Consider the following 23421-nt stretch of genomic DNA (forward strand, 5'->3'; position numbering starts at 1 on the left):
GTTCACGATGAAATCAGGCAATTCCGTCCTGTCCTCCTACGGCACGACCATATTCGAGGTCATGTCGCGGCTGGCCGACCAGCACAAGGCCGTCAATCTGGGTCAGGGCTTCCCGGATGGCAACGGCCCGCCCGACATCGTGGCCGCCGCCGCCGACTATCTTGCCAGCGGCTGGAACCAGTATCCGCCCATGCCGGGCCTGCCGGCCCTGCGTCAGGCCGTGGCGGCCCATGGCCGGCGATTCTATGGCCTGGACATCGACTGGGCGACGGAAACCATGGTGGCCTGCGGTGCCACGGAGGTGCTGGCGGCCTGTCTGTTCGGCCTGCTGGAGCCGGGGGACGAGGTGGTGCTGTTCCAGCCGCTCTATGACAGCTATGTCCCCCTCATCCGGCGGGCCGGGGCCGTGCCGCGCTTCGTCAGCCTGAAGGCGCCGGACTGGTCCTTCTCCGCGGCCGACCTGGATGCCGTCTTTTCGGAACGCACCAAGCTGGTGCTGATCAACAACCCGCAGAACCCGGCCGGCAAGGTCTGGACGCGCGCGGAGCTGGAATTGCTGGCCGGCCGCGTCATCGCCCATGATGCCATCGCGCTGTGCGACGAGGTCTATGAGCATCTGGTATTCGACGGGCGGCCGCACATCCCGTTAATGACCCTGCCCGGCATGCGCGAGCGCACGCTGCGCATCGGATCGGCCGGCAAGACCTTCTCCCTGACCGGGTGGAAGGTCGGCTATCTCACGGCGCCGCCGCACCTGCTGGCACCCGTCATGAAGGCGCACCAGTTCCTGACCTTCACGACGGCGCCCAACCTGCAGCATGCCGTGGCGCTGGGGCTTTCCAAGGATGATGGCTATTTCACCGGGCTGGCTTCCGACATGCAGGCGCGGCGCGACCGGCTGTCGGCCGGGCTGTCGGCGGTGGGGCTGGCCGTGCTGCCCTGTGCCGGGACCTATTTCCTGGCCGTGGACCTGCAAGCCAGCGGCATCGACATGGCCGATCAGGATTTCTGCCGCCTGCTGACCGAACGGGTCGGCGTGGCCGCCATCCCGTTCAGCGCCTTCTATGAGGCGGACGCGCCCACGCATCTGGCCCGTTTCTGCTTCTGCAAGCGGGACGAAATACTGGACGAGGCCATAGCCCGGCTGATCCGGGGGCGCGGCGCGCTGGCCGGATAGGATGAAAGCGGGGCCGGCAGGTGGCCACCTCTGGTTATGCCTATCCGGAAAGCGCCCGGCCCAGCCGTTCCAGCGCGGCGCGCAGTTCGGGATCGTCGACGGGGGCCGTGGCGGCCGTCAGTTCGGCCTCCTTCACCGGGTCCAGCCGTTTCAGCGGCCGCAGCGCATAGTTCTTCTGCGGCAATGCCGGCCCGGCATGCACCAGTTTCAGACGCGCCACGGCCCGCCAGCCCATGAAGGCGTTGATGCGCTCCAGGATCTGCGGCTCCTCATGCTGGACCAGAAGGGCCGCCGCGCTGGACACGCGGATATGCAGCACGGCATTCTCCCGCCGGCCTGCCGGAAAGACGAGCTTCAGCGGCCCCGTCTGCTCGGCCAGCCGTGAGCCCATGATGGTGGGCCAGTCGGTCAGCAATGCACCGAAGGCCAGCCCATCCTTGCCCAGCGCCTTGCCGGCGATGGTCTTCAATGTCCGCCCGAGCCGCTGCGGCCCGAAACCACCAGGTTCATTCATGACAGCACGATCTTCCCTTGCTGGCCCCATGAAAGCAGATCGCCCCGGCACTGACCAGCCCGGTGACCTGCCGCGCCTTCTGCTGAACTGGTACGACCGGCACCGCCGCGTGCTGCCCTGGCGCGCCGCGCCGGGGGAAAAAGCCGATCCCTACCGCGTCTGGCTGTCGGAGATCATGCTCCAGCAGACGACGGTGGCCACGGTTGGCCCCTATTTCCAGGCGTTCCTGGCGCGATGGCCCGGCATTGCCGACCTGGCGGCGGCCGAACTGGATGATGTGCTGCGGGCCTGGGCCGGGCTGGGCTACTATGCCCGCGCCCGCAACCTGCATAAATGCGCCGTGACCGTGGCCGACCGGCATGGCGGACACTTTCCCGACAGCGAGGAGGGGCTGCTGTCCCTGCCCGGCATCGGCACCTACACGGCCGCCGCGATCCTGGCTATCGCGTTCGACAAGCCGGCCACGGCCATGGATGGAAATGTCGAGCGGGTGATGGCCCGCCTGCATGCCGTGCGCGACCCGCTGCCGGGATCAAAACCCGTGCTGAAGGCCCATGCCGCCGCCCTGGTGCCCGAAACCCGCCCCGGCGATTATACCCAGGCGCTGTTCGACCTGGGGGCCAGCATCTGCGTGCCGCGCAAGCCGCGCTGCATCCTGTGCCCCTGGGCCGACCCGTGCCGGGCCCGCCGGCAGGGCATCGCAGAGGAACTGCCCGCCAAGACGGCCAAGGCCGCAAAGCCCGTGCGCCGGGCGCTGGCCTTTGTGCTGACCGACGGTCGCGGCCATGTCGCGCTGCGCCGCCGGCCGGAGAAAGGATTGCTGGGCGGCATGATGGAGGTGCCGACCACCCCGTGGGAAACGGCGCCCCTTCCCTCCCTGCCGGCCGCCGCCGGCCACGTCCCCCTGCCCGGCATCGGCTGGCAGGCGCTGCCGGGGCTGGTCCGTCATACTTTCACCCATTTCGAGTTCGAAATTGGCGTGGTGGCGGGCCGGACGGCCGGCACAGAGGAAAAGGGTCCGGGGCTGATATGGGTGGCGCCCGACGCGCTGGCGGACGAAGCCCTGCCCACCGTCATGATGAAGATCTTGCGCCATGCGCTGACCCGCATGGCCTGAACCGGGCGGAGGCCCCGAGCATCCTGTGACCCTGCTGTCGCGTCGTTCCATCCTGTCAGGACTGGCGGCCCTGCCAGCGGTTCCCGCAGCACTGGCCCAGCCGGCGCCGGCGGTCGATCTCGCCCTGCTGCTGGCCGTGGATGCATCGGCCAGCATCGATGAGGGATTGCTGGATTTCCAGTTGCGCGGCCATGCCGCCGCCTTTCGGCACAAGGCGGTGGCCGAAGCCATCGTCCGGGGCGGGGGCAATGGCATCGCCGTCATGCTGGCCCAGTTCGCCGGCCCCGATACGCTGACCACCCTGGTTCCCTGGCGGCACCTGCGGACGGGGAGCGATTGCGAGACCTTCGCCGCCAGCATCGATGCTGCCCCCGGTGTGGCCATGGGCGGGGCGACGGCACTGGGCAGCGCCATGGTGCGGGCCGTGGCCCTTCTGGACCAGGCACCTTTCAGTACCGCCCGGCGGACCATCGATGTCGTGTCCAACGGCTTCAGCAATGCCGGCATCGATCCGCGATCGGCCCGCGGCTATGCGGCCGGCGCCAATGTCACCATCAACGCGCTGGCCATCCTGAACGAATATGACTGGCTGGAGAATTACTATACCGGCAACGTCATCACCGGCCGCGACGCCTTCGTGCGCGCGGCCGACAGCCTGGATGCCTTCGCCGGCGTGCTGCTGGGCAAGCTGGTGACGGAGATGGTGTGACCGCCTGCCAAGGGGCGGCACCGGGGGCGGGCGGGGTGTTGCACCCGCCCGCCGGCCCACATCAGATCTTGTCCTTGGCCTCCGCGCGGCGGGTCTTCAGCAATGAATAGACCACGCCGCCGGCCAGCAGGACGAAGGTGACGGACAGCGAGATGGCCGGGTCCATCTTCCCCTGGAAATGGTTCCAGAAAATCTTGCCGCCGATGAACACCAGCACCAGGGCCAGCGCATATTTCAGATATTCGAAGCGATGGACCATGGCGGCCAGCGCGAAGTAGAGCGCGCGCAGCCCCAGGATGGCGAAGATGTTGCTGGTATAGATGATGAACGGATCGGTCGTGATGGCGAAGATGGCCGGCACGCTGTCCACCGCGAACACGATGTCCGCGAATTCCACCATCAGCAGCGCCAGGAACAGCGGCGTGGCATAGCGCGTGAGCTTGCCGGTCGCGGGATGCGGCTGGTGAACGAAGAAGCTGTTGCCATGCAGTTCCGGGGTCACGCGGACATGCCGGCGCAGGAAGCGCACCATGGCATTGTCGTCCAGCGTCTTGTCATCCTTGTCGGCGATGAACAGCATCTTCAGACCCGTCAGGATCAGGAAGCCGCCGAACAGGAACAATATCCAGGACCATTTCGTGACCAGCGCCGTGCCCAGCCCGATCATCACGCCGCGCAGGATGATGACGCCCAGGATGCCCCAGAACAGCACCCGGTGCTGATAGAGCCGCGGGATGGCCAGATAGCCGAAGATCAGGGAGATGACGAAGACATTGTCGAGCGACAGCGCCTTTTCCAGGGCATAGCCGGTGAAGTACTGCATGCCCGGATCGGGCCCCAGATACCACCAGACCCAACTGCCGAAAATGACGGCGATGACGATATAGAAAGCCGAAAGATAAAGGCTTTCCTTGATTCCGATCTCATGGTCCTTCTTGTTGAGGACGCCCAGGTCGAAAGCCAGGAGCGTGAGGACGATGGTCATGAAAACGAGCCATAGCCACAGGGCCTTACCCATGACCGGCTCAAGCAGGATCGTTGTCAGGAACTCCATGGGAGCGCCTCCTTGGATCAGCCTGATATGCTTGCGTCAGCGATGAGGGTTCATATCCGACATCACAGCCGACGCCTCGGCTGCCAGAGGGGCCCGGATGGGGTGCAATGTAATGAGCGGACCGTATTGTTCAAGGGGGGACGCGATGCATTTCGCGCACCTTCGCCACGCGCGCGAACCGGAAAAAGGCGATGATGGCCGCCAGTTCCAGCCCGTACAGCCCGAAAACCCAATAGCCCTTCAGGAAGAAATAGCGCAGCAGGTTGACGGGGAACTCCGTGACGGCGCGCAGCGCGCCATAGCGTCCGGCCTTGCCCGCCCCCACGATCTCCGCCGCCTGCGCCGTGGAATAGCGGTTCAGCTTGGCGATCAGGTCGGCGTGGTTGCGGATGGAATAATGCACGATGATGGCGCGCAGGCTGGCAACCGTTCCACTGTGCATTGCCACGGCGTCATGCGTGGCGCTGTCGGCGAACCGCCCGTGACGCCGGTCGTAAAGGCGGATGTAATTGTGCCGGGGGGCGAACCGGTGCGGCCGGCGCTGATGCGGCAGGGCCATCACGGTGCGTATGCGATATCCCTGGTGCGCCGGCGGGCCGGCCGCGAACAAGGACCGCACCTCCGCCTCCAGTTCCGGCACGGGCACCTCGTCGGCATCCAGGTTCAGCAGCCAGTCGTGCCGGCACTGCATCTCCGCATAGCGTTTCTGCGGGCCGTATCCCGGCCAGTCATGGTGGATGACGCGGGCCCCCAGCGACCGGGCCAGGTCCGGCGTGCCGTCACTGCTGCCGCTGTCGACCACCACCACCTCGTCCACCCAGCCGGCCACGGCCCGGATGACGGGGCCGATCCGGTCGGCCTCGTCCTGGCAGATGATGAAGACGGACAGGGGCAGCTTCGGCGGCATCGGCGACGGCCCGGCGATCAGGGAGGGGAATGGGCGGGCCGCCAGGCCTCCACCCGGTTGCGGCCGCCATGCTTGGCAGCATAAAGCGCCTGGTCGGCCCTTTCCAGCAACTGGTCCGCCATCAGGCCGATGGCCAATTCGGCCAGGCCATGGCAGGCCACGCCGAAGCTGGCCGTGACATGCAGCACATGCCCGTCGGCCAGTTGCACGGGCGTCGCCGCCAGGTCGGCGCGCAGCCGGTCGAGTACGGCCACGGCCTCTTCCAGCCCCGTCTCCTTCAGAAGGATCAGGATTTCCTCTCCACCCAGGCGGAAGGCTTCGTCCAGCGCGCGGATGCCGCTGCCCAGACAACCGGCGGCGGCCACCAGCACGCGGTCGCCGGCCTCGTGCCCAAAGGTGTCATTGACCGACTTGAACCGGTCCAGATCGCACAGGGCCACGCAGAAGGGCTGGCCCGTGCGGGCGAAGCGCGCCAGCTCGCGCCCCACCTCCTCCATCAGGCCCGTGCGGTTGCGCAGGCCCGTCAGCGGATCGATGCCGCTGCCCGCGACCGACAGCGCCCGTTCGATGCGGCGGCATTGCTGGATGAACTCATCGAAACGGTCCATCACGGCGCCATAGGCGCCATGGTCGGGCGGGTCGCCCTCCATGGCCCGCAGCAGCAGCAGCCGGCCCATGCGGTGCAACTGCTCATGAAGCAGCATCAGCCGGTCGATGGCCGGCTGGTCGGCCACCATGTCCTGCCGCATCTGTGCAACCCAGGCCGCCAGGCCGGGCGGCACGGGCACGTCATCAAGACCGGTCAGCCCGCTTTCGCGCGGGAAAAAGGCGGCCCGGTGCCAGCGGGTCAGCCAGCGCAGATGCTCGTCCACGACCGCCGACAGGCCGGCGATGGTCGTGGAAGGCGCCGCGCCGGCCGGTTCGCTCATTTACTTCTCCCCTCGGCCCCCTCGGCCCCCTCGGCCCCGTCGCCCGGCTGCCACACCCATTTGCGCCGCGCCTCGGCCAGGGTGCCGGTGATGATGGCGGCGCGGATATCGCGCATCAGACGGTTCATGGTGTGGACATTGTGCATGGTCAGCAACTGCATGCCCAGCATCTCCTCCGCCTTCAGCAGATGGTGGACATAACCCCGGCTGGCCGTGCGGCAGGCGAAGCAGCCGCATTCGGCATCGATGGGCGTATCATCATCCTTGAACCGCGCATTGCGCATATTCAGCCGTTCGCCCTTCACGCCGGGCGCCAGGGCCCAGCCATGGCGGGCGATGCGGGTGGGGCTGACACAGTCGAACGTGTCGATGCCCAGCGCCACCCCTTCGAATATATCCACGATGCCGCCGATACCCAGCAGATGCACCGGCCGGTCGGGATGCACATGCGCCATGGCCATGCCCACCACATCGTGCATCTGTTCGCGCGTGGCGCCCAGGCAGCCGCCGACGGCCGTGGCGAAGAAATCCTGGCTGGCGACGATCTCGGCACTCTCCTTGCGCAGGTCGGGATAGACGCCGCCCTGGACGATGCCATACATGGCCTGCGGCATTCCATTGGCCGAGATGCCGCCAAATTCCCGGAACGCCGCCAGCGACCGGTCGCCCCAGCGATGCGACATCTTCATGGAACGGGCCGTGTACCTGCGATCGACATGGAAGGGCGTGCATTCATCAAGCTGCACGACGAAGTCCGGTCCCAGCTTGCGCTGGATGTCGATGCTTTTCTCCGGCGTCAGGAACAGCTTTTCGCCATTGGTGTAGGACCGGAAGGTCGCCCCTTCCTCCGTGATCTTCAGAAGCGTCTTCTCGCGCGTCGTGGTCCGCCGCCCCTTCACCTCGTCCGCCACCGACCCGTGGCCCATGGCGAAAATCTGATAGCCGCCGCTGTCGGTCAGCATCGGCCCGTGCCAATTCATCATCTTGTGCAGGCCGCCCAGCTTCGCCACCAGATCGGCGCCCGGCTGGATCATCAGATGGTAGGTATTGGCCAGGATGATGTCCGTCTTCTCTTCCCGCATCTGCTCCGTGGTCAGGCCCTTGATGGCCGCCTTGGTGCCGCAGAAAATGAAATTCGGCGTCTGGATGGCGCCATGCGGGGTGGACAGCGTACCGATCCGCGCCTTCGACCCGGCCGGATCGCGATGCGTGATGTCGAAGGAGAAACCGGGATATGTTGCGGACATGGCGTGCAAACAAACTCTTCGGATGTGACGGTCAGGCGCCCAGCGCCGCTTGCCTACCGGTATTGGCGAAAATGGCGGCTTTGTACAGAAGCCACAGCGAATGGCTGGCCGCCACCCCTTCCGTCCTCAGCCATCCACCCGCCGCACCATGCGGCGTGACAGGTACATGAAGGGGGTGTCCAGCACGGTCAGGGCGACGCGCATGCCATAGGTGCCCAGGATATAGGTATAGAACAGCGCCTCCCACCCCACCGGGTCGGGGGAAAAGACGACCCAGGCCAGGACGGAGAAGATCACGTTGTCGACCAGGGAGGACAGCATCGTGCTGGCATTGTTGCGCAGCCAGAGATGGCGGTCACCCGTGACGCCCCGGATCCGCTGATAGACCCAGACATCGAAAAGCTGGCTGGTCAGATAGGCCGTCATCCCGGCCGCGAACAGGGCCGGGGCGGGGCTGAACAGGGCGCCGATATGGTCGTGCATGGGCAGGGCCCATTCCATGCCGCCGGCCGCCTGTTCGGCATTCATGGGCCGGAAGCCCAGCGTCAGGACCATCAGCAGCGTGAACAGCAGATAGGCGGCGAAGGACAGGAAGATGGCCCGGCGCGCCGCCTGGCGCCCGTAATGTTCCGTCAGGATGTCGGTCGCCAGATAGGTGGAGCCGAACAGCACCGTGCCCATGGCCACGGGATGGTCATAGAAGCTGAACTGCACGGCCTTCAGCACCTCCACATTCGCCGCGATGACGGCCGTGGCGATATAGAGGTAGAGGCCGGCGGCCCCGAACAGCCGCACCATCACCAGAATCGTGCCGAAGCAGAACAAGGCCTGGAACAGCAGCAGCGCCTCGGGCGGCATCCCGTTCAGAAAGGCGATCAGGTCGGCGGGCGACAGCGACATGCGGCGGCACCTTGGCAGGAACGGCGGGCACACCGGCCGGCGACGGCCGGATGGAAAGGCCCTGCCCGCAAACGGCAGCGGCCCCGCGAAACGATCCCCTCGGGATGTCTCGCGGGGCCGACGATACCGTCAGCAGCGATCAGAAGAACCGTCGCGCGCCGATCAGGCGGCGGACTTGGCGGCCAGCGCCTTCTGGATCTGCTTCTTCACCTTGCGGGCATCGTCGCTCAGCTTGGCGTCGGCGATGTCCAGCAGGGCGGCGTCCAGGCCACCCTTGTGCTCGATCGTGCGGATGCCGTTGGTCGACAGGCGCAGGCGCACCATGCGGCCCAGCGCATCGGACAGCAGGGAGGTCTCCTGCAGGTTCGGCAGGAAGCGCCGGCGGGACTTGTTGTTGGCGTGGGAGACGTTGTTGCCGGTCTGCACACCCTTGCCGGTCACGGCGCACTTGCGGGACATGGAACACCTATTCTTTGCTGCTGGCGGCCACGGATAAGAAGATACCGGGGCGCACCCTGACGAAACTCGACGACGAAACTCGACATTGCCGGCCGGGAACCCGCCCGACCAACGAAGCCGCGTTGATAGACGAGGGGTTGCATGGAGTCAAGCCCGTGGACAGCGGCTTTCCCCCGCAATTCCGCCATGCGGGGATGCACCAGCCCCTTTCCGCCGGGCCTTGTTCCTTATATCCTGTCTGCTCCTGATGCAAAGACAACCCGGCCGGGGGACACCACGAGATGGTCGATACGCGCATGAATTCGACATCCGCCGCTGCCAGCGGCATGGGCGGCGCCCTGGTGGAAGGCGGTGGCCGGCGCGGCACCATCGCCATCACCGGCCCCGGCGGGCGGCCCATCCCCACGGGGCGGCCCGGCAACCGCTGGCCCAACCCGCGGGAGCTGGCGGCCCTGATCGTTGATGGCATGCTGCGCCTTCCCGCCCGCTACCGCCGTGGCATGTATCTGGACGTGCTGACCTGACCTTGCCCCGCATCGCCCTTTACCAGCCCGACATTCCGCAGAATGCCGGCACGCTGATGCGGCTGGCCGCCTGCACCGGCGTCGGCCTGGACATCATAGAGCCCTGCGGCTTCATCCTGGACGACCGGCGCATGCGGCGGTCGGTGATGGATTATGCCGGCCATGCCGAGGTGACGCGCCATGCGAGCTGGGATGCCTTCCAGGCCCGGCGGCAGGGACGGCTGGTGCTGCTGACCACCCGCGCCGCCGTGCCCTATACCCAGGTCGCCTACCGGCCCGACGACATCCTGCTGCTGGGCCGGGAAAGCGCCGGCGTGCCGGAAGATGTGCATGAGGCCGCCAGCCTGCGGGTGCTGATCCCCATGCGCGCGGGCACACGGTCGCTGAATGTCGCCGTGGCCGCCGCCATGGTGCTGGGGGAAGTGTTGCGGCAGGTGGGGGGCGGTGCGGCCGATTCCCCCATGGCACGCACGGGCGCGACAGGGTAAACCCGCATCCGTTCCCCGTTCCCGTTGGCTGTCCCGGACCCGCCCCATGCCCACCCCGCTTCCCGCCCCCGACATCCTGGCCGCCCGCCAGGCCCAGGCCAGCACATGGTTCCGGACCCTGCGCGATCATATCTGCGCCGCGTTCGAGCGGCTGGAGGATGATCTGGCGGGCGGACGGCATGCCGGGCTGCCGGCCGGCCGGTTCGAACGCAAGGAATGGAACCGGCCCAACCATGACGGGGCCGAGGGCGGCGGCGGCGTGATGAGCGTGATGAAGGGCCGCGTGTTCGAGAAGGTGGGCGTCAACATCTCCACCGTCCATGGCACCTTCTCTCCTGAATTCCGGGGATCGATCACGGGGGCGGGCGGTGACGGGCGCTTCTGGGCCAGCGGCATCAGTCTGGTGGCCCATATGCGCAGCCCTCTGGTTCCGGCCGTCCATATGAACACCCGCATGCTGGTCACCAGCCAGGGCTGGTTCGGCGGCGGCGCCGACCTGACGCCGATGTTCCTGGAAGGCGTGCAGACCGAAGAGGACAAGGCCGCGTTCCACGCTGCGCTGAAGGCGGCCTGCGACCGGCACGGCGCCGATTATTACGACCGGTTCAAGGAATGGTGCGACCGCTATTTCTTCCTGCCCCACCGCGACGAGCCAAGGGGCGTGGGCGGCATCTTCTACGATCATCTGGACAGCGGCGACTGGGAAGCCGATTTCGCCTTCACCCGCGCGGTGGGCGAGGCGTTCCTGGATGTCTATCCCCGCATCGTTGCCCGGCGCATGCAGCAGGACTGGACCGACGCCCAGCGCGAGCACCAGTTGCTGCGCCGGGGCCGCTATGTCGAATTCAACCTGCTGCATGATCGCGGCACGCTGTTCGGGTTGAAGACGGGCGGCAATATCGACGCCATCCTGATGAGCCTGCCGCCCGAAGTGAAATGGCCCTGATCCCATGGACATGATCCTGGAACACCGCACCATCGCCGCCCATCCCATCCTGCTGGTCCGCCACGGGCAGACCCGATGGAACGTGGAGGCGCGGTGCCAGGGCCAGATGGACAGCGACCTGACGGAAAAGGGCCGTGCCCAGGCCGATCAGGTGGGCCGTATCCTTCGGACCCTGCTGGCGGCGATCCCCGGCGGGCGCGACGGCGTCCGGCTGGTCTCCAGCCCTCTGGGCCGGACGCAGGAGACGACGCGCATCATCAACCGCCATCTGGACCTGCCCGTCACGCTGGATGCACGCCTGGCAGAGGTGTCGTTCGGCGATTGGGAAGGGATGACCCGGCCGGAGATCGAGGCGGCCAATCCCTGGCTGGCCGCCCACGGCCCGCATGGCTGGCAGTTCCACGCCCCGAACGGGGAGCGTTTCGACGGCGTGCTCGAACGGCTGCTATCCTTCCTGGCGGTCGTGGACCGGCCCACCATCGCCATCTCACACGGCATGACGGGCCGCGTCCTGCGCGGCCATTATGCCGGCCAGGACCAGGCCACATGCTGTGCCCTGCCCGTGCCGCAGGATCGCGTGTTCCGGCTGTCCCGGCATGGGGTGGAGGAACTGGGCGGCTGACGCCCCTGGCCCCGCCGGGGGGCTCACATGCCTTTCTTGCCCTTGCCGTCGGGCCAGGGCGCGCCCATTGTAGGGATGTAGCGTCCCGAGATGGGATTGCGCCGCCGGGGATGATGCCTGTGACCGTTGTACGGTTGCTTGTCCTTTTGCTGAGCCTGTCCTTCCTGTTGCTGGCCCCGCCGGCAACAGCGCACGGGCTCGCCCCCGATCAGCCGCCAGGTGGCATTGCGACAGCCGGGGACGACATCCCCCTGCCGCCGCCCGGCCCCGACGATACCGCCCCCCTGCTTCTGACCGCGATACCCGAGACACCGTCGCCTGCCAACAGCGACGAGGGCTCGGGCATGGACGGGCTCGCCTCCCCTGCTTCCACGTTGAAGCGGGGATTCACGGCGACATCGGCCCGTATCTTCGCCACTGCCGCGCAGCAGGATGGCCGCCTGACGGGCCGCCCCTGGGCCACGGGCCCGCCGCGCCTGTAAGGGCTCCGGCAACTCCTTCTTTCATTGCAATAACTTGAAGTACCTCATCCATATAATTGGATGAAAGCGCTTTTTCTTTGCCTGAGATTAAGTAAATATCGCCAATTCATTTTGATATTTTGTGAATTTACTGTTTGACATCCGCGATTTCTGCGCCCAATCTCAAATTGTCCTGTCATCATTCATGCAGGATCCAACTGCCAAGACTTGATAACCCGCCCCTGTTTCAAGGGGCGGGCTTTTTTGTACTTGTCTAAATCAATAAAAATGCCTCTCCGCAAACGGACGGGCACCATCGGCGAGAGGATCTGCGGATATGGAAATGTTTTTTGAAATGTCGTTCTGGCATGCCCTGTGGCAGGTCATCCTGATCGACATCGTGCTGGCGGGCGACAATGCCATCGTCGTCGGCCTGGCCGCAGCCGGGGTGGCAGCCCATCAACGCACGAAGGTCATCTTCTGGGGCATCGCGGCGGCCGTGGTGCTGCGCATCATCTTCGCCCTGCTGACCACGCAATTGCTGGATATCGTGGGACTGACCCTGGCGGGTGGCATCCTGCTGCTGTGGGTCTGCTGGAAGATGTGGCGCGAAATCCGCGAACAGCGGCAGGAGGCGCTGGCCGCCGAGGTGGTGGACGAGGCCGCCAACCCCGATGGCGACAATCCCGATGCAGAGAGTTTGCCGCCGGAAGGCACCAAGACGGTGCGCCAGGCCATCATCCAGATCGTCATCGCCGACGTGTCCATGTCGCTGGACAATGTGCTGGCCGTGGCCGGCGCGGCGCATGACCATCCGGAGGTGCTGATCCTGGGGCTGGCCCTGTCGGTGGCCTTCATGGGGGCGGCCGCGACAGCCATCGCCAAGCTTCTGTCGCGCTACCACTGGATCGCCTATATCGGCCTGCTGGTCATCCTTTACGTGGCCATCAAGATGATCATCAGTGGCGGGGAGCAGGTGGTGCCCTTCGTGGGCATGATCGGCGGCTGAGGAACCGGGCCGGCCGGGGGGGTATGCGCCCCCCCCCGGCCGGCCCCTTGCCGATCGCGTCGTCTCTGGCGTGCCGGGGTCAGAGGCCCAGCACGTCATCCATCGAATATAGTCCCGGTGCCCGGCCCCCGGCCCACAATGCGGCCCGCACGGCGCCGCGCGCGAAAATGGCGCGGCTGCCGGCCTTGTGCGTCAGTTCCAGCCGTTCCGCCTCGGTGGCGAACATCACGGTATGGTCCCCCACCACGTCGCCGCCGCGCACGGTGGCAAAGCCGATATCCCCCCGCTTGCGCGCGCCCGTATGGCCGTCGCGCACGGCATCCTTCACATCCATCAGGTCCACCCCGCGACCGGCCGCCGCCGCGCGGCCCAATGCCAGCGCCGTGCCGCTGGGCGCATCGACCTTGTGCTTGTGGTGCATCTCCACGATCTCGATATCCCAGTCGGGACCCAGCGTCGCCGCAACCTTGCGCACCAGTCCGGCCAGCAGCGTGACGCCCAGGCTGAAATTGGCCGCCACGACCAGCGGCGCCTTCTCCGCCGCCATCGCAAGCCGCGCATGGTCGTCGGCCGTCAGGCCGGTGGTGCCCACGATCAGCGCCGTGCCATGTTCGGCAGCCAGGGCGGCGTGGGCCACCGTGGCCGCCGGTGCGGTGAAGTCGATGACGGCATCGGCCGTGGCGAACAGGGCGGCCGCGTCGTCGGTGACGGCGACACCCGCCGGCTCGCCCCCCACCAGCACGCCCAGGTCACGGCCGATGACGGCCGAACCCGGCCGCTCCGTGGCACCGGACAGGCTGGCCCCCCCGGTCGCCAGGACCTCGCGGATCAGCATCTGACCCATGCGGCCGCCGCCGCCCACGATTCCGATACGCATCGCCATTTCCCTCACCCAGACATGATCCAGACCATGGGCATAGCATGCCCCGGTGCCCTGATCAGCCCCCGGAAAGGCAATCCACCAGTGAACGCACGTTGAAGCGCATCAGGGCGGGATAAAGGCCCGGCCCGTCGGGAATATTCGCCCCTTCCGGGTCCAGCACACCCGTGCGCGCCTTGGTCCCCTGGGCCAGGGTGCGCACCAGGGCCGGCTCGAACTGCGGCTCGGCGAATATGCACACGGCCCCGGCCTGCGCGATACGCCGGCGCAGGGCCGACAGGCGGGCGGCACCCGGCGGCTGGTCCGGGCTCACCGTGATGGCCCCGGCGGTGGCCAGCCCGTACCGGTCCTCTAGATAATGATAGGCGTCGTGGAAGACGATGAAGGGCCGGTCCCTGACCGTCGCCAGTTCGGCCGACAATTCCGCGTGCAGGCGGTCGATCTCTTCGCTCCGGGCCTGCGCATTGGCGTGGTAGAGGGCCGCCCGCGCCGGGTCCAGTGTGGACAGCGCCCCCGCCACGGCCAGGCCGATGGCCTTGGCGTTCATGGGGTCCAGCCACAAATGCCCGTCGGTCGTCAGGTCACCATGATCGTGGCCGGCATGGCCGTGATCATGGTCGTGATGTTCCCAGGCACCGCCGGCCCGGGTGGGCAGCAGCCGCACCCCGGCGGACTGTGACAGGGTCAGCAGCGTGGCCCCGCGCGCCAGCGTGGATAGCGGCCGTTCCAGGAATGTCTCCATCATCGGGCCGGCCCACACGATCAGTTGCGCATCGGCCAGGGCCCGGGCATCGGACGGCCGCAGCGCGAAGGCGTGCGGACTGGCGGCGCCCCTTACCAGCAGATAAGGTTCCCCCGCCCCCTGCATGATCCCGGCAACCAGGGAATGCAGCGGTTTCACCGACACGACCACCTTGGGCGGCGGCGGTGCCGCGGCAATCGGGAAGGAGAGCCCGGCCACGAGAAGGACCGCGATTGTCAGCAAACGGAACATGCAACGGAACCCTGGCGGAGACAGCAAACCTGACGTCGAGAAGTGGGAACCCAGCAAATGTGTTATAATGTAACGTTTGTCAAGACGCACAGCATGGCGTAAACCCTGCGGCAGGCGCAGATCAGATCGCCGCCCGCCGCCACCGGAGCCTTCATGCCCGTGTCCACGCCGCTGTTGAAAGCCGAGGGGTTGAGCCTGTCGCGGGCGGGACGCGCCGTGCTGGACGACGTGTCCCTGACCGTCAGCGCAGGGGAGATCGTCACCCTGATCGGCCCCAACGGGGCCGGCAAGACCAGTCTGGTCAAGCTGTGCCTGGGCCTGCTGCCACCCACGGCGGGCCGGGTGGAACGCCGGCCGGGCCTGCGCATCGGCTATATGCCCCAGCGCCTCTCCGTCGATGCCACGCTGCCGCTGACCGTGCGGCGCTTCCTGTCGCTCTGGTCGCGCAGCGGGGAAGCGGAGATGCGCGGCACATTGGCGGAGGTGGGAGCGTCCCATACGATCGACCGCGCCGTGCAGACCCTGTCGGGCGGGGAGATGCAGCGCGTGCTGCTGGCCCGCGCCCTGCTGCGCCGCCCGGACCTGCTGGTCCTGGACGAACCCGTACAGGCCGTGGACGTGCATGGCCAGATCGAACTGTTCGAACTGATCGGCGATATCCGCAACCGCCGGGGCTGCGGCGTACTGCTGGTCAGCCACGACCTGCATCTGGTCATGGCCCGCACCGACACGGTGCTCTGCCTGAACCGGCATGTCTGCTGCCAGGGCAAGCCCGAGGACGTGTCGCGCCATCCTGAATACACGGCCCTGTTCGGCCGCCATGCAGAGGCACTGGCCGTCTATCACCACAGCCATGACCACAGCCACGCCGATGATGGCTGCGTGGTGCCGGCGGGGCAGGAACATACCCCCCACAGCCACCATCATCACCATGACCATGGGCGGCACGGGCACGGCCATCATCATCCGGCGGGGCATGACCATGGATGATTTCCTGGTTCGGGCATTGCTGGCCGGTATCGGCATGGCGCTGGTCACGGGGCCGCTGGGCTGCGTCGTCGTCTGGCGGCGTATGGCCTATTTCGGGGACACCCTGTCCCATTCGGCCCTGCTTGGCGTGGCACTGGGCTTTCTGGCCGGGATCGGGGCCGGGGCCGGCATCGTGCTGGTCTGTCTGGTCATTGCCGTTTCGCTGACCCTCCTCCAGGAACAGCGACGGCTGGCCAGTGACACGCTGCTGGGCATCATCTCGCATTCCACGCTCAGCCTGGGGCTGGTCGCCATGGCGTTGCTGGGGTCGGTGCGGGTGGATCTGCTGTCCTATCTGTTCGGCGACATTCTGGCCGTCGCCGACGCGGACCTTTACGCCATCTGGGCCGGCGGGGCTGTCGTGCTGGCGCTGCTGGCCTGGATCTGGCGCGGGTTGCTGGCCCTGATCGTGGATGAGGATCTGGCCCGTGTCGAAGGCGTGCCCGTGCGCCGCATCCGGCTGGGCTTCACGCTGCTGATCGCCGTCACCATCGCGCTGGCCATGAAAATCGTGGGCATTCTGCTGGTCACGTCGCTGCTGATCATCCCGGCGGCCACGGCCCGGCGCTTCGTGCGCGGGCCGGAAGCCATGGCCCTGCTGTCCGTCCTGATCGGCATGGGCACGGTGGTAACGGGGCTTGCCGCCTCGCTCTGGGCTGATTTGCCGACGGGACCGGCCATCGTGTCGGCCGGCGCTTTCCTGTTCCTGATCAGCCACCTGCTGCCGGCCCGCGCGGCTGCGTAGCGACCGCGTGGTCATGGCCCACGCATGGGGCGCTGGCGATTGAAGGGCATGATGCAGCAGGCAGGAAGACCCCCGCCGTCCGGGCAGGAACAGCGGGGGTCAGCCCTACTCTGGAGACATGGCCGCACCTGGAACCTCCCGGGCCGGACACCGCCTTTTTGAAGGGGCGGGGTCGGCGGGGTCCGGATATGCCGGGAGGCCGGCCCGTTCATCGCCGATCCCCCGGGGCCGGATGGGCTGGGGTACGGGGGATTTTGCCGGTGCCGTCGGATGGGGTTTGCACCGGGTGGCGATACCTCTTCCACGCTGCCCCCGGCTGGTCCCTGTCGCGTAGGCTTGGTAATTTTTCCCGCACAGGGGCGCGACAGTCCCCTGTGCCCCGCCGCGTGGAAGGGGCATGCTGGCGACGAAGCGGTTGCCGTCACCGCTGGATCCGCCGGGGCGCGACGCCCGGATATCCAGCGCCGCCGGACGGGTTCGGAACGAAGAGAAGCAGGTGACCGTGACGCCGATGACGGCTGCGGAGCAGGTGCTGGACGATGACACGCTGCTGGCCCTTATCGCCGATGGCGACCGGGCGGCCTTTGCCGTGCTGGCCACCCGGCACAGCGCCAGGGCCCTGTCCGTTGCCCAGCGTATTCTGGGCAGTGCCGCCGAGGCGGACGAGGTGGTACAGGAGGCGTGGGTGAAGGTCTGGACCCGGGCCGGCCAGTGGCAGGCGGGCGGTTCGGCCCGGTTCCCCACCTGGCTGCACAGGGTCGTCGTCAACCAATGCATCGATCGCCGGCGGCGGCAGGGGTTCGAGGCGCTGGACGACGCACCCGACGTTCCCGACCCGGCACCCGCCGCTGGCACGCTGGTGGCGCGTCGGCAGGTATCGGCAAAGATGGAGGCGGCCCTTGCGGGCCTGCCGGAGCGGCAAAGGGCGGCCGTCGCCCTTTGCTATTACGAGGAGATGAGCGCCGCCGAGGCCGGGCGGGTGATGGACTTGTCGGTGCCAGCAGTGGAATCGCTGCTGGCCCGCGCCCGCCGCGCCTTGCGCAGCCGGCTGACCGCCCTGGGGATTACGGGCGTGGGGGAGGATGAGACATGAGGGAACCGAAGCAAGATGCGGATCGGGAGACGGCCATGGGGATGGCCACCTTCCGGAGCCTGCTGGAGCAGTACGGCGCCGCACCGGACCGCTGGCCTGCCGAATGGCGTGGCCCGGCCCAGGCATTGCTGGCGAGCACCAGAGAGGCACACGCGGCCCTGCGACAGGCCGCGGCCCTGGACGGACTGCTGGACATGGCCCCGCGGCCCGACACAGGGGCCGATCGCGTGGCCCGGGTCGTGGCCGGGGCCCTGGCCGACCTGCCCGCACGGCAGCCGGTGCGGCGGCCGCCCCCTTTTGCACAGCGTCTGCGCCGCTGGGTGGATACACTTGCCCCCGTCTGGCCCCGCACAGCCGGGCTGGCGGCCTGCACCGCGGCCGGAATCCTCGTCGGCACCGTGACACCGGCGACAGGCCCCGCCCCCGCGGTCACCGCCGTCACGGCCACCGCCGGCAATGATCTGGCCGGCGCCCTTTTCACCCCGTCCGCCCTGGAAAGCCTGTTCCAATGAACCGCAACCGCCTGATCCAGACCGCGCTGCTGGCGTCGGTCGGCCTCAACCTTTTCCTGCTGGGAACGCAGGTTCCCCACTGGCTGGCGCCCACCCCGCCCCATCCGCCACGCATGATGGCGGACGGTCCGGAGGGCCCCCCGGGCTTCGGTGGTCCCATGATCGCCCTGCGGCGGAAAATCGATGATCTTCCGCCAGCCGATGCCCAGATACTTCGGGATCATTTCGAAGGCGATATGGAAAAATTCGCCGAGCGCGCCAAAACATTCCGGAGCCGTATCGATAACCTTCGTGATCTGATGCAGGCCGACCCCTTCGACGCCGCCGCCCTGCGCACGGAGTTGGAGAAGGCCGCAGCCGAACGTCAGGCGATGGAGCGTGGCCAGACCGATACGATCATCGCCGTCCTGGAGAAATTGTCGCCGGAGGGAAGACGCCGCCTGACGGAGATGCGCGGCCCCCGCCTGCTGATGAATGACGGGCCGGGCGGCCGCGAACCGGGCATGCCCCCGCCACCGCCCGGTGCCATTCCATTCGACCCGGCCCGCGCCCCGATGGCAGCACCGCCGGGCCCCAGGCCAGGGGAAGGCGACGAGCAGCGCTAGACATCCCCGGCCAGCCCGCCGGGGATGTCCGGAAACAAGCCCCGTTCATGAAAAAACCCGGCGGATGGTTCCGCCGGGTTTTCTTTGTGCAGGGTGAGCGCCGGATTGCACCGACGCCCCTGCCCTTCATCCCGCCTGCCCGCCAGCGGTATTTGCCGCCGGCAGACCGGACAGGGTTCCCAGACGGGAACCCTGTCCATCAGGGCGTCGGTTACTCTGCGGCGGCGGCCGGGGCCGCCAGATTGCGCAGCACGTACTGCAGGATGCCGCCATTCTTGAAATAATCGACCTCGTCCAGCGTGTCGATGCGGCACAGCAGGTCCAGCGTCTCCTTCGACCCGTCGGCGCGGGTGATGGTCAGCGTCAGGTTCATGCGCGGCTTCAGGCCGGCTTCGACACCCACGATGTCGAAGGTTTCCGAGCCATCCAGCTTCAGCGTCTTGCGGTTCACACCGGCCGGGTACTGAAGCGGAAGGATGCCCATGCCGACCAGATTGGACCGGTGGATACGCTCGAAGCTTTCCGCCACCACGGCGCGAACGCCCAGCAGGCGGGTGCCCTTGGCCGCCCAGTCACGCGAGGAACCGGTGCCATACTCGGCGCCCGCGAACACGACCAGCGGCGTGCCCTCGGCCTGATACTTCATGGAGGCATTGTAGATCGGCATGACGTCGCCGGTCGGGACATACTTGGTCACGCCGCCTTCGACACCCGGCACCATCTCGTTCTTGATGCGGATATTGGCGAAGGTGCCACGCATCATGACTTCATGGTTGCCGCGGCGGGCGCCATAGCTGTTGAAGTCGGCGACGGTGACGCCATTCTCCAGCAGGTATTCACCGGCCGGGCTGGCCTTCTTGATGTTGCCGGCCGGGGAGATGTGGTCGGTGGTGATGCTGTCGCCCAGAATGGCGAGCGCACGGGCCCCCTTCACATCGGACACGTCGCCCGGCTGCATGGTGATGCCGTCGAACAGCGGCGGACGCTTCGCGTAGGTCGACTTGTCGTCCCACTTGTAGGTCATGCCCTCGACGGTCTTGATCTTCTGCCACTGTTCCGGACCCTGGAACACGTTGGCATAGCGGCTGACGAACATGTCGCGCGTCAGGAACTGGGCGATCGTGTCCTCGATCTCCTTGTTCGACGGCCAGATGTCCTTCAGGTAGACGGGCTTGCCGTCCTTGCCCGTGCCGATCGGATCCTTGGAGATGTCCAGGTGCAGCGTGCCGGCCAGGGCATAGGCCACCACCAGCGGCGGGGAGGCCAGATAGTTGGCGCGGACCTGCGGGGACACGCGGCCTTCGAAGTTGCGATTGCCCGACAGAACCGACGCGACGGTCAGCTTGCCCGCATCCACGGCGGCGGCGATCGGGTCCGGCAGCGGACCGGAATTGCCGATGCAGGTGGTGCAGCCATAGCCGACCAGATTGAAGCCGAGCTGATCCAGATAGGACGACAGGCCGGCGGCATTCAGATAGTCGGTCACGACCTGGGACCCGGGCGCCAGCGAGGGCTTCACCCACGGCTTGGTCTTCAGGCCCAGTTCCACCGCCTTCTTCGCCACCAGGCCGGCGGCGAACAGCACCGACGGGTTGGAGGTGTTGGTGCAGCTGGTGATGGCGGCGATCACGACATGGCCGTGATCCAGCTTGTAATCGGCACCGGCAACGTCGGTCGGCTGGCTGACGGGGCGGCCGGCAACGTCGGTGGCCAGGAATTCGCCGAATTCCTTGGTGACGTTGGACAGCAGCACGCGGTCCTGCGGACGCTTCGGGCCGGCCAGGGACGGCTCAACCGAACCAAGGTCCAGTTCCAGCGTATCGGTGAAGACCGGCTCGGGCGAGTTGGCATCGCGCCACATGCCCTGGGCCTTGGCATAGGCTTCCACCAGCGCCACGCGGTCGGCGTCGCGGCCGGTGAAGTGCAGGAAGCGGATGGTCTCGGCATCGATCGGGAAGATGCCGCAGGTGGCGCCATATTCCGGGGCCATGTTGGCGATCGTCGCGCGGTCGGCCAGGGTCAGGGCGTCCAGGCCCGAACCGTAGAATTCCACGAACTTGCCGACCACCTTCTTCGCGCGCAGCATCTGGGTGACGGTCAGCACCAGATCGGTGGCGGTCGCACCCTCACGCAGCTTGCCGGTCAGCTTGAAGCCGACGACTTCCGGGATCAGCATGGAGATGGGCTGGCCCAGCATCGCGGCTTCGGCCTCGATACCGCCCACGCCCCAGCCCAGCACGGCCATGCCGTTGACCATGGTCGTGTGGCTGTCGGTGCCGACCAGCGTGTCCGGATAGGCCACGGTCGCGCCGGTCTGGTCGGTATCGGTCCAGACGGTCTGGGCCAGATATTCCAGGTTCACCTGGTGGCAGATGCCGGTGCCCGGCGGCACGACGCGGAAATTGTTGAAGGCCTTCTGGCCCCAGCGCAGGAACTCGTACCGTTCGCCATTGCGCTGGAATTCCAGGTCCACATTCTCGTCAAAGGCCTGCGGGGTGCCGAAGGCATCGACCATCACCGAATGGTCGATGACCAGATCGACCGGGGTCAGCGGGTTGATCTTGGTCGGATCACCACCCAGCGCCACCATGGCCTCGCGCATCGCGGCCAGATCGCAGACGGCCGGAACGCCCGTGAAATCCTGCATCAGCACGCGGGCCGGACGATAGGCGATCTCGCGGTCGGACCGCTTGTCGACCAGCCACTGGGCGACGGCCTTCACGTCGTCCACGCTCACCGTGCGCCCATCTTCGAAGCGCAGCAGGTTCTCCAGCAGCACCTTCATCGAGAAGGGCAGGCGCGATACATCGCCCAGGCCGGCCTTCTCGGCTTCGGGAATGCTGAAATAATCAACGGACTTGCCGCCGACGGTCAATGTGCGGCGGGTTTTCAGGCTGTCGGTGCCGGTGGTCGTGGACATAAGGGGGTGACTCCTCCAACGGGGTCGCGGGAATTAGGCGGGCCGCACCTTCGCCCCGGCTCCAGCGTCCGGGAACAACCGGCCTGCCGAGGATGGCTGTTTCGGTGCGTGGTGTAGCGCTTTTTGCGGTGCGGGGCAAATCCCAGAAGGGGGGATCAGCCCCCCATTTTCGTCGATTTCGCTCAAGGTAGGGGCTTGTTGCGAAACAATCTTAACTGGAGACGGACCTGCGGCCGGATCACCGCCACGGGCCATGCGCCGGGGCCCGCCCCCTGGGCACGACCCGGTAACCGGAGAGCCCGCCCATGGCGGCGGCGGACAGGACGCAGTGCCGGTGATTGAACTGGAAACCCGCCGTGAAACCCGGCACGATCATGGGCGGTGGATGATGAATGGAACGGAACCGGCGAATACCGGAATATGCCCTCGCGCGTTTCCGGCACCAAAAATTACCCGATACGGCCTGCATTAAATGATGAATGGCCCGCGGACATGTCTAGACTTGAAATAATATCTCTTTTGCCGTGGCACGGTTGACAGGGACGGTTTTTTCACAGACATGTCATGCCGTCCGCGCGGGATGCGTTTGGCGCATGGCAGAGTCCATGCCGGCTGAATAAGGCGCGATGGAGGGACCCTGTAGATGTTGTCTTATGCCGTCCGGCGGCTGCTGGAAGCGATCCCGACTTTGCTGGTGATCGTTGCCCTGTCCTTTTTCCTGATGCACTCCGCCCCCGGCGGCCCGTTCGACAGCGAGCGGGTGTTGCCGCCGGAGATCGAGGCCAACCTGAAGGCCGCCTACAATCTGGACAAGCCGGTCTGGCAACAGTTCCTGATCTATCTGGGCAATGCGCTGCAGGGTGATTTCGGCCCCTCCTTCACCTACAAGGATTTCACGGTATCCGAATTGATCGGCACCGGTTTCCCCGTTTCGCTTCGCCTTGGTCTTTCCGCCATTGCCCTGGCCGTGGTGATCGGCTGCACGCTGGGCATCATCGCGGCCATGCGGCAGAATTCAAAGACGGATTATTCCATCATGGGTGTGGCCATGGTGGGCATCACGATCCCGAATTTTGTGATGGCGCCGCTGCTGACCCTGGTTTTCGGCATTTATCTCGGCCTGTTGCCCGTGGCGGGGCTGGGGGATGGGTCGATGCGCCATCTGGTTCTGCCGGTTGTGGCACTGGCCCTGCCGCAGATCGCCATCATCAGCCGCCTGACCCGCGGCGGCATGGTGGAGGTGCTGCGGTCGAACTTCGTGCGCACCGCCCATGCCAAGGGGTTGCCGGAACGCCTGATCATCACCCGGCACACGCTGCGCGCGGCCCTGCTGCCCGTGATCTCCTATCTGGGGCCGGCCGTTGCCGGGCTGGTGACCGGTTCGGTGGTGATCGAGCAGATTTTCGGGCTGCCCGGCATCGGCCGCTATTTTGTGCAGGGTGCCATCAACCGTGACTATACGCTGGTGATGGGCACCGTCATCACCTATGGCAGCCTGATCGTGCTGATGAACCTGCTGGTCGATCTGGTCTATGGCCTGATGGACCCGCGCGTGCGCTACGACTGAGAACTGGAAACCC

At 66.8% G+C, this 23421-nt stretch carries 25 protein-coding genes; 15 read left to right on the top strand and 10 right to left on the bottom strand.

The features are described from left to right. Nucleotides 1-7: 7 nt before the first annotated feature. Nucleotides 8-1177: an aminotransferase gene (locus tag ABC728_RS12515; RefSeq protein ID WP_416618093.1), complete on the top strand. Its 1170-nt coding sequence runs from the start codon at nt 8-10 to the stop codon at nt 1175-1177. Between the two features lie 40 nt (nt 1178-1217). On the opposite strand, the gene ABC728_RS12520 is transcribed toward ABC728_RS12515, so the two are convergent. Continuing rightward, nucleotides 1218-1691 (bottom strand): DUF721 domain-containing protein, encoded by a 474-nt coding sequence (locus ABC728_RS12520; RefSeq protein ID WP_416618092.1) that lies wholly within the window; start codon nt 1689-1691, stop codon nt 1218-1220. A gap of 28 nt (nt 1692-1719) precedes the next feature. Here ABC728_RS12520 and mutY point away from each other — a divergent pair, with 28 nt between their 5' ends. After that, nucleotides 1720-2808: an A/G-specific adenine glycosylase gene (gene mutY / locus ABC728_RS12525; protein WP_416618091.1), complete on the top strand. Its 1089-nt coding sequence runs from the start codon at nt 1720-1722 to the stop codon at nt 2806-2808. A 25-nt stretch (nt 2809-2833) separates the two neighbouring features. Further along, nucleotides 2834-3517, top strand: coding sequence for a DUF1194 domain-containing protein (locus tag ABC728_RS12530; RefSeq protein WP_416618090.1), 684 nt, complete (start codon nt 2834-2836; stop codon nt 3515-3517). A gap of 61 nt (nt 3518-3578) precedes the next feature. Here the strand turns inward: ABC728_RS12530 and ABC728_RS12535 are convergent, their stop codons facing one another. The 6 genes from ABC728_RS12535 to rpmB all read right to left on the bottom strand — a co-directional run bounded on the left by ABC728_RS12535 (nt 3579) and on the right by rpmB (nt 9013). After that, on the bottom strand, nt 3579-4571 hold the full coding sequence (locus ABC728_RS12535; RefSeq protein WP_416618089.1) for a TerC family protein: 993 nt from the start codon (nt 4569-4571) through the stop codon (nt 3579-3581). 130 nt (nt 4572-4701) lie between these two features. Next, entirely contained in the window at nt 4702-5478 is a 777-nt protein-coding gene (locus ABC728_RS12540) for a glycosyltransferase family 2 protein (RefSeq protein ID WP_416618088.1), read from the bottom strand. A gap of 17 nt (nt 5479-5495) precedes the next feature. Beyond that, nucleotides 5496-6407 (bottom strand): diguanylate cyclase, encoded by a 912-nt coding sequence (locus ABC728_RS12545; RefSeq protein ID WP_445376558.1) that lies wholly within the window; start codon nt 6405-6407, stop codon nt 5496-5498. Further along, nucleotides 6404-7654: a tRNA guanosine(34) transglycosylase Tgt gene (tgt, locus tag ABC728_RS12550; RefSeq protein ID WP_416618086.1), complete on the bottom strand. Its 1251-nt coding sequence runs from the start codon at nt 7652-7654 to the stop codon at nt 6404-6406. The genes ABC728_RS12545 and tgt overlap by 4 nt, the downstream gene beginning before the upstream one ends. A 126-nt stretch (nt 7655-7780) precedes the next feature. Next, complete coding sequence (locus tag ABC728_RS12555; protein WP_416618085.1) at nt 7781-8554, bottom strand: queuosine precursor transporter; 774 nt, start codon at nt 8552-8554, stop codon at nt 7781-7783. 162 nt (nt 8555-8716) lie between these two features. Further along, a complete protein-coding gene (gene rpmB, locus ABC728_RS12560; RefSeq protein WP_416618084.1) occupies nt 8717-9013 on the bottom strand; it encodes a 50S ribosomal protein L28 in 297 nt (98 codons plus the stop codon). A gap of 281 nt (nt 9014-9294) precedes the next feature. Between rpmB and ABC728_RS12565 the strand changes: the two genes are divergently transcribed. The 6 genes from ABC728_RS12565 to ABC728_RS12590 all read left to right on the top strand — a co-directional run bounded on the left by ABC728_RS12565 (nt 9295) and on the right by ABC728_RS12590 (nt 13063). After that, nucleotides 9295-9537, top strand: a complete 243-nt coding sequence (locus ABC728_RS12565) for a hypothetical protein (RefSeq protein WP_416618083.1) — start codon at nt 9295-9297, stop codon at nt 9535-9537. Nucleotides 9538-9593: 56 nt separating this feature from the next. After that, nucleotides 9594-10025, top strand: a complete 432-nt coding sequence (locus tag ABC728_RS12570; protein ID WP_445376643.1) for a tRNA (cytidine(34)-2'-O)-methyltransferase — start codon at nt 9594-9596, stop codon at nt 10023-10025. Between the two features lie 46 nt (nt 10026-10071). Then, on the top strand, nt 10072-10971 hold the full coding sequence (gene hemF, locus ABC728_RS12575; RefSeq protein WP_416618081.1) for an oxygen-dependent coproporphyrinogen oxidase: 900 nt from the start codon (nt 10072-10074) through the stop codon (nt 10969-10971). 10 nt (nt 10972-10981) lie between these two features. Then, a complete protein-coding gene (locus ABC728_RS12580) occupies nt 10982-11593 on the top strand; it encodes a histidine phosphatase family protein (protein ID WP_416618080.1) in 612 nt (203 codons plus the stop codon). Between the two features lie 110 nt (nt 11594-11703). Continuing rightward, the gene (locus ABC728_RS12585; RefSeq protein WP_416618079.1) at nt 11704-12075 is read left to right on the top strand and encodes a hypothetical protein; all 372 of its coding nucleotides are present in this window, start codon (nt 11704-11706) and stop codon (nt 12073-12075) included. Between the two features lie 334 nt (nt 12076-12409). Then, complete coding sequence (locus tag ABC728_RS12590; protein ID WP_416618078.1) at nt 12410-13063, top strand: TerC family protein; 654 nt, start codon at nt 12410-12412, stop codon at nt 13061-13063. A gap of 79 nt (nt 13064-13142) precedes the next feature. Here ABC728_RS12590 and dapB read toward each other — a convergent pair whose 3' ends face one another. Both dapB and ABC728_RS12600 read right to left on the bottom strand, forming a co-directional pair. Next, nucleotides 13143-13940, bottom strand: coding sequence for a 4-hydroxy-tetrahydrodipicolinate reductase (dapB, locus tag ABC728_RS12595; RefSeq protein ID WP_416618077.1), 798 nt, complete (start codon nt 13938-13940; stop codon nt 13143-13145). A gap of 61 nt (nt 13941-14001) precedes the next feature. After that, nucleotides 14002-14937, bottom strand: coding sequence for a zinc ABC transporter substrate-binding protein (locus tag ABC728_RS12600; RefSeq protein ID WP_416618076.1), 936 nt, complete (start codon nt 14935-14937; stop codon nt 14002-14004). Nucleotides 14938-15090: 153 nt separating this feature from the next. Between ABC728_RS12600 and znuC the strand changes: the two genes are divergently transcribed. The 5 genes from znuC to ABC728_RS12625 all read left to right on the top strand — a co-directional run bounded on the left by znuC (nt 15091) and on the right by ABC728_RS12625 (nt 18921). After that, the gene (znuC, locus tag ABC728_RS12605; RefSeq protein WP_445376559.1) at nt 15091-15927 is read left to right on the top strand and encodes a zinc ABC transporter ATP-binding protein ZnuC; all 837 of its coding nucleotides are present in this window, start codon (nt 15091-15093) and stop codon (nt 15925-15927) included. After that, on the top strand, nt 15920-16711 hold the full coding sequence (locus tag ABC728_RS12610; protein WP_416618269.1) for a metal ABC transporter permease: 792 nt from the start codon (nt 15920-15922) through the stop codon (nt 16709-16711). Before znuC ends, ABC728_RS12610 begins: the two co-directional genes overlap by 8 nt. A gap of 397 nt (nt 16712-17108) precedes the next feature. Further along, nucleotides 17109-17804 (top strand): RNA polymerase sigma factor, encoded by a 696-nt coding sequence (locus ABC728_RS12615; RefSeq protein ID WP_416618075.1) that lies wholly within the window; start codon nt 17109-17111, stop codon nt 17802-17804. Then, nucleotides 17801-18316 carry a hypothetical protein gene (locus ABC728_RS12620; RefSeq protein WP_416618074.1) on the top strand — a complete coding sequence of 172 codons (516 nt, stop codon included), beginning with the start codon at nt 17801-17803 and terminating at the stop codon, nt 18314-18316. Before ABC728_RS12615 ends, ABC728_RS12620 begins: the two co-directional genes overlap by 4 nt. Continuing rightward, nucleotides 18313-18921 (top strand): periplasmic heavy metal sensor, encoded by a 609-nt coding sequence (locus ABC728_RS12625; protein ID WP_416618073.1) that lies wholly within the window; start codon nt 18313-18315, stop codon nt 18919-18921. The genes ABC728_RS12620 and ABC728_RS12625 overlap by 4 nt, the downstream gene beginning before the upstream one ends. Nucleotides 18922-19132: 211 nt before the next feature. Here ABC728_RS12625 and acnA read toward each other — a convergent pair whose 3' ends face one another. Then, nucleotides 19133-21841: an aconitate hydratase AcnA gene (gene acnA, locus ABC728_RS12630; RefSeq protein WP_416618072.1), complete on the bottom strand. Its 2709-nt coding sequence runs from the start codon at nt 21839-21841 to the stop codon at nt 19133-19135. A 643-nt stretch (nt 21842-22484) separates the two neighbouring features. On the opposite strand from acnA, the gene oppB reads away from it, so the two are divergent. Beyond that, nucleotides 22485-23408, top strand: coding sequence for an oligopeptide ABC transporter permease OppB (gene oppB / locus ABC728_RS12635; protein ID WP_416618071.1), 924 nt, complete (start codon nt 22485-22487; stop codon nt 23406-23408). Nucleotides 23409-23421: the final 13 nt, after the last annotated feature.

Source organism: Niveispirillum fermenti, assembly GCF_052474395.1.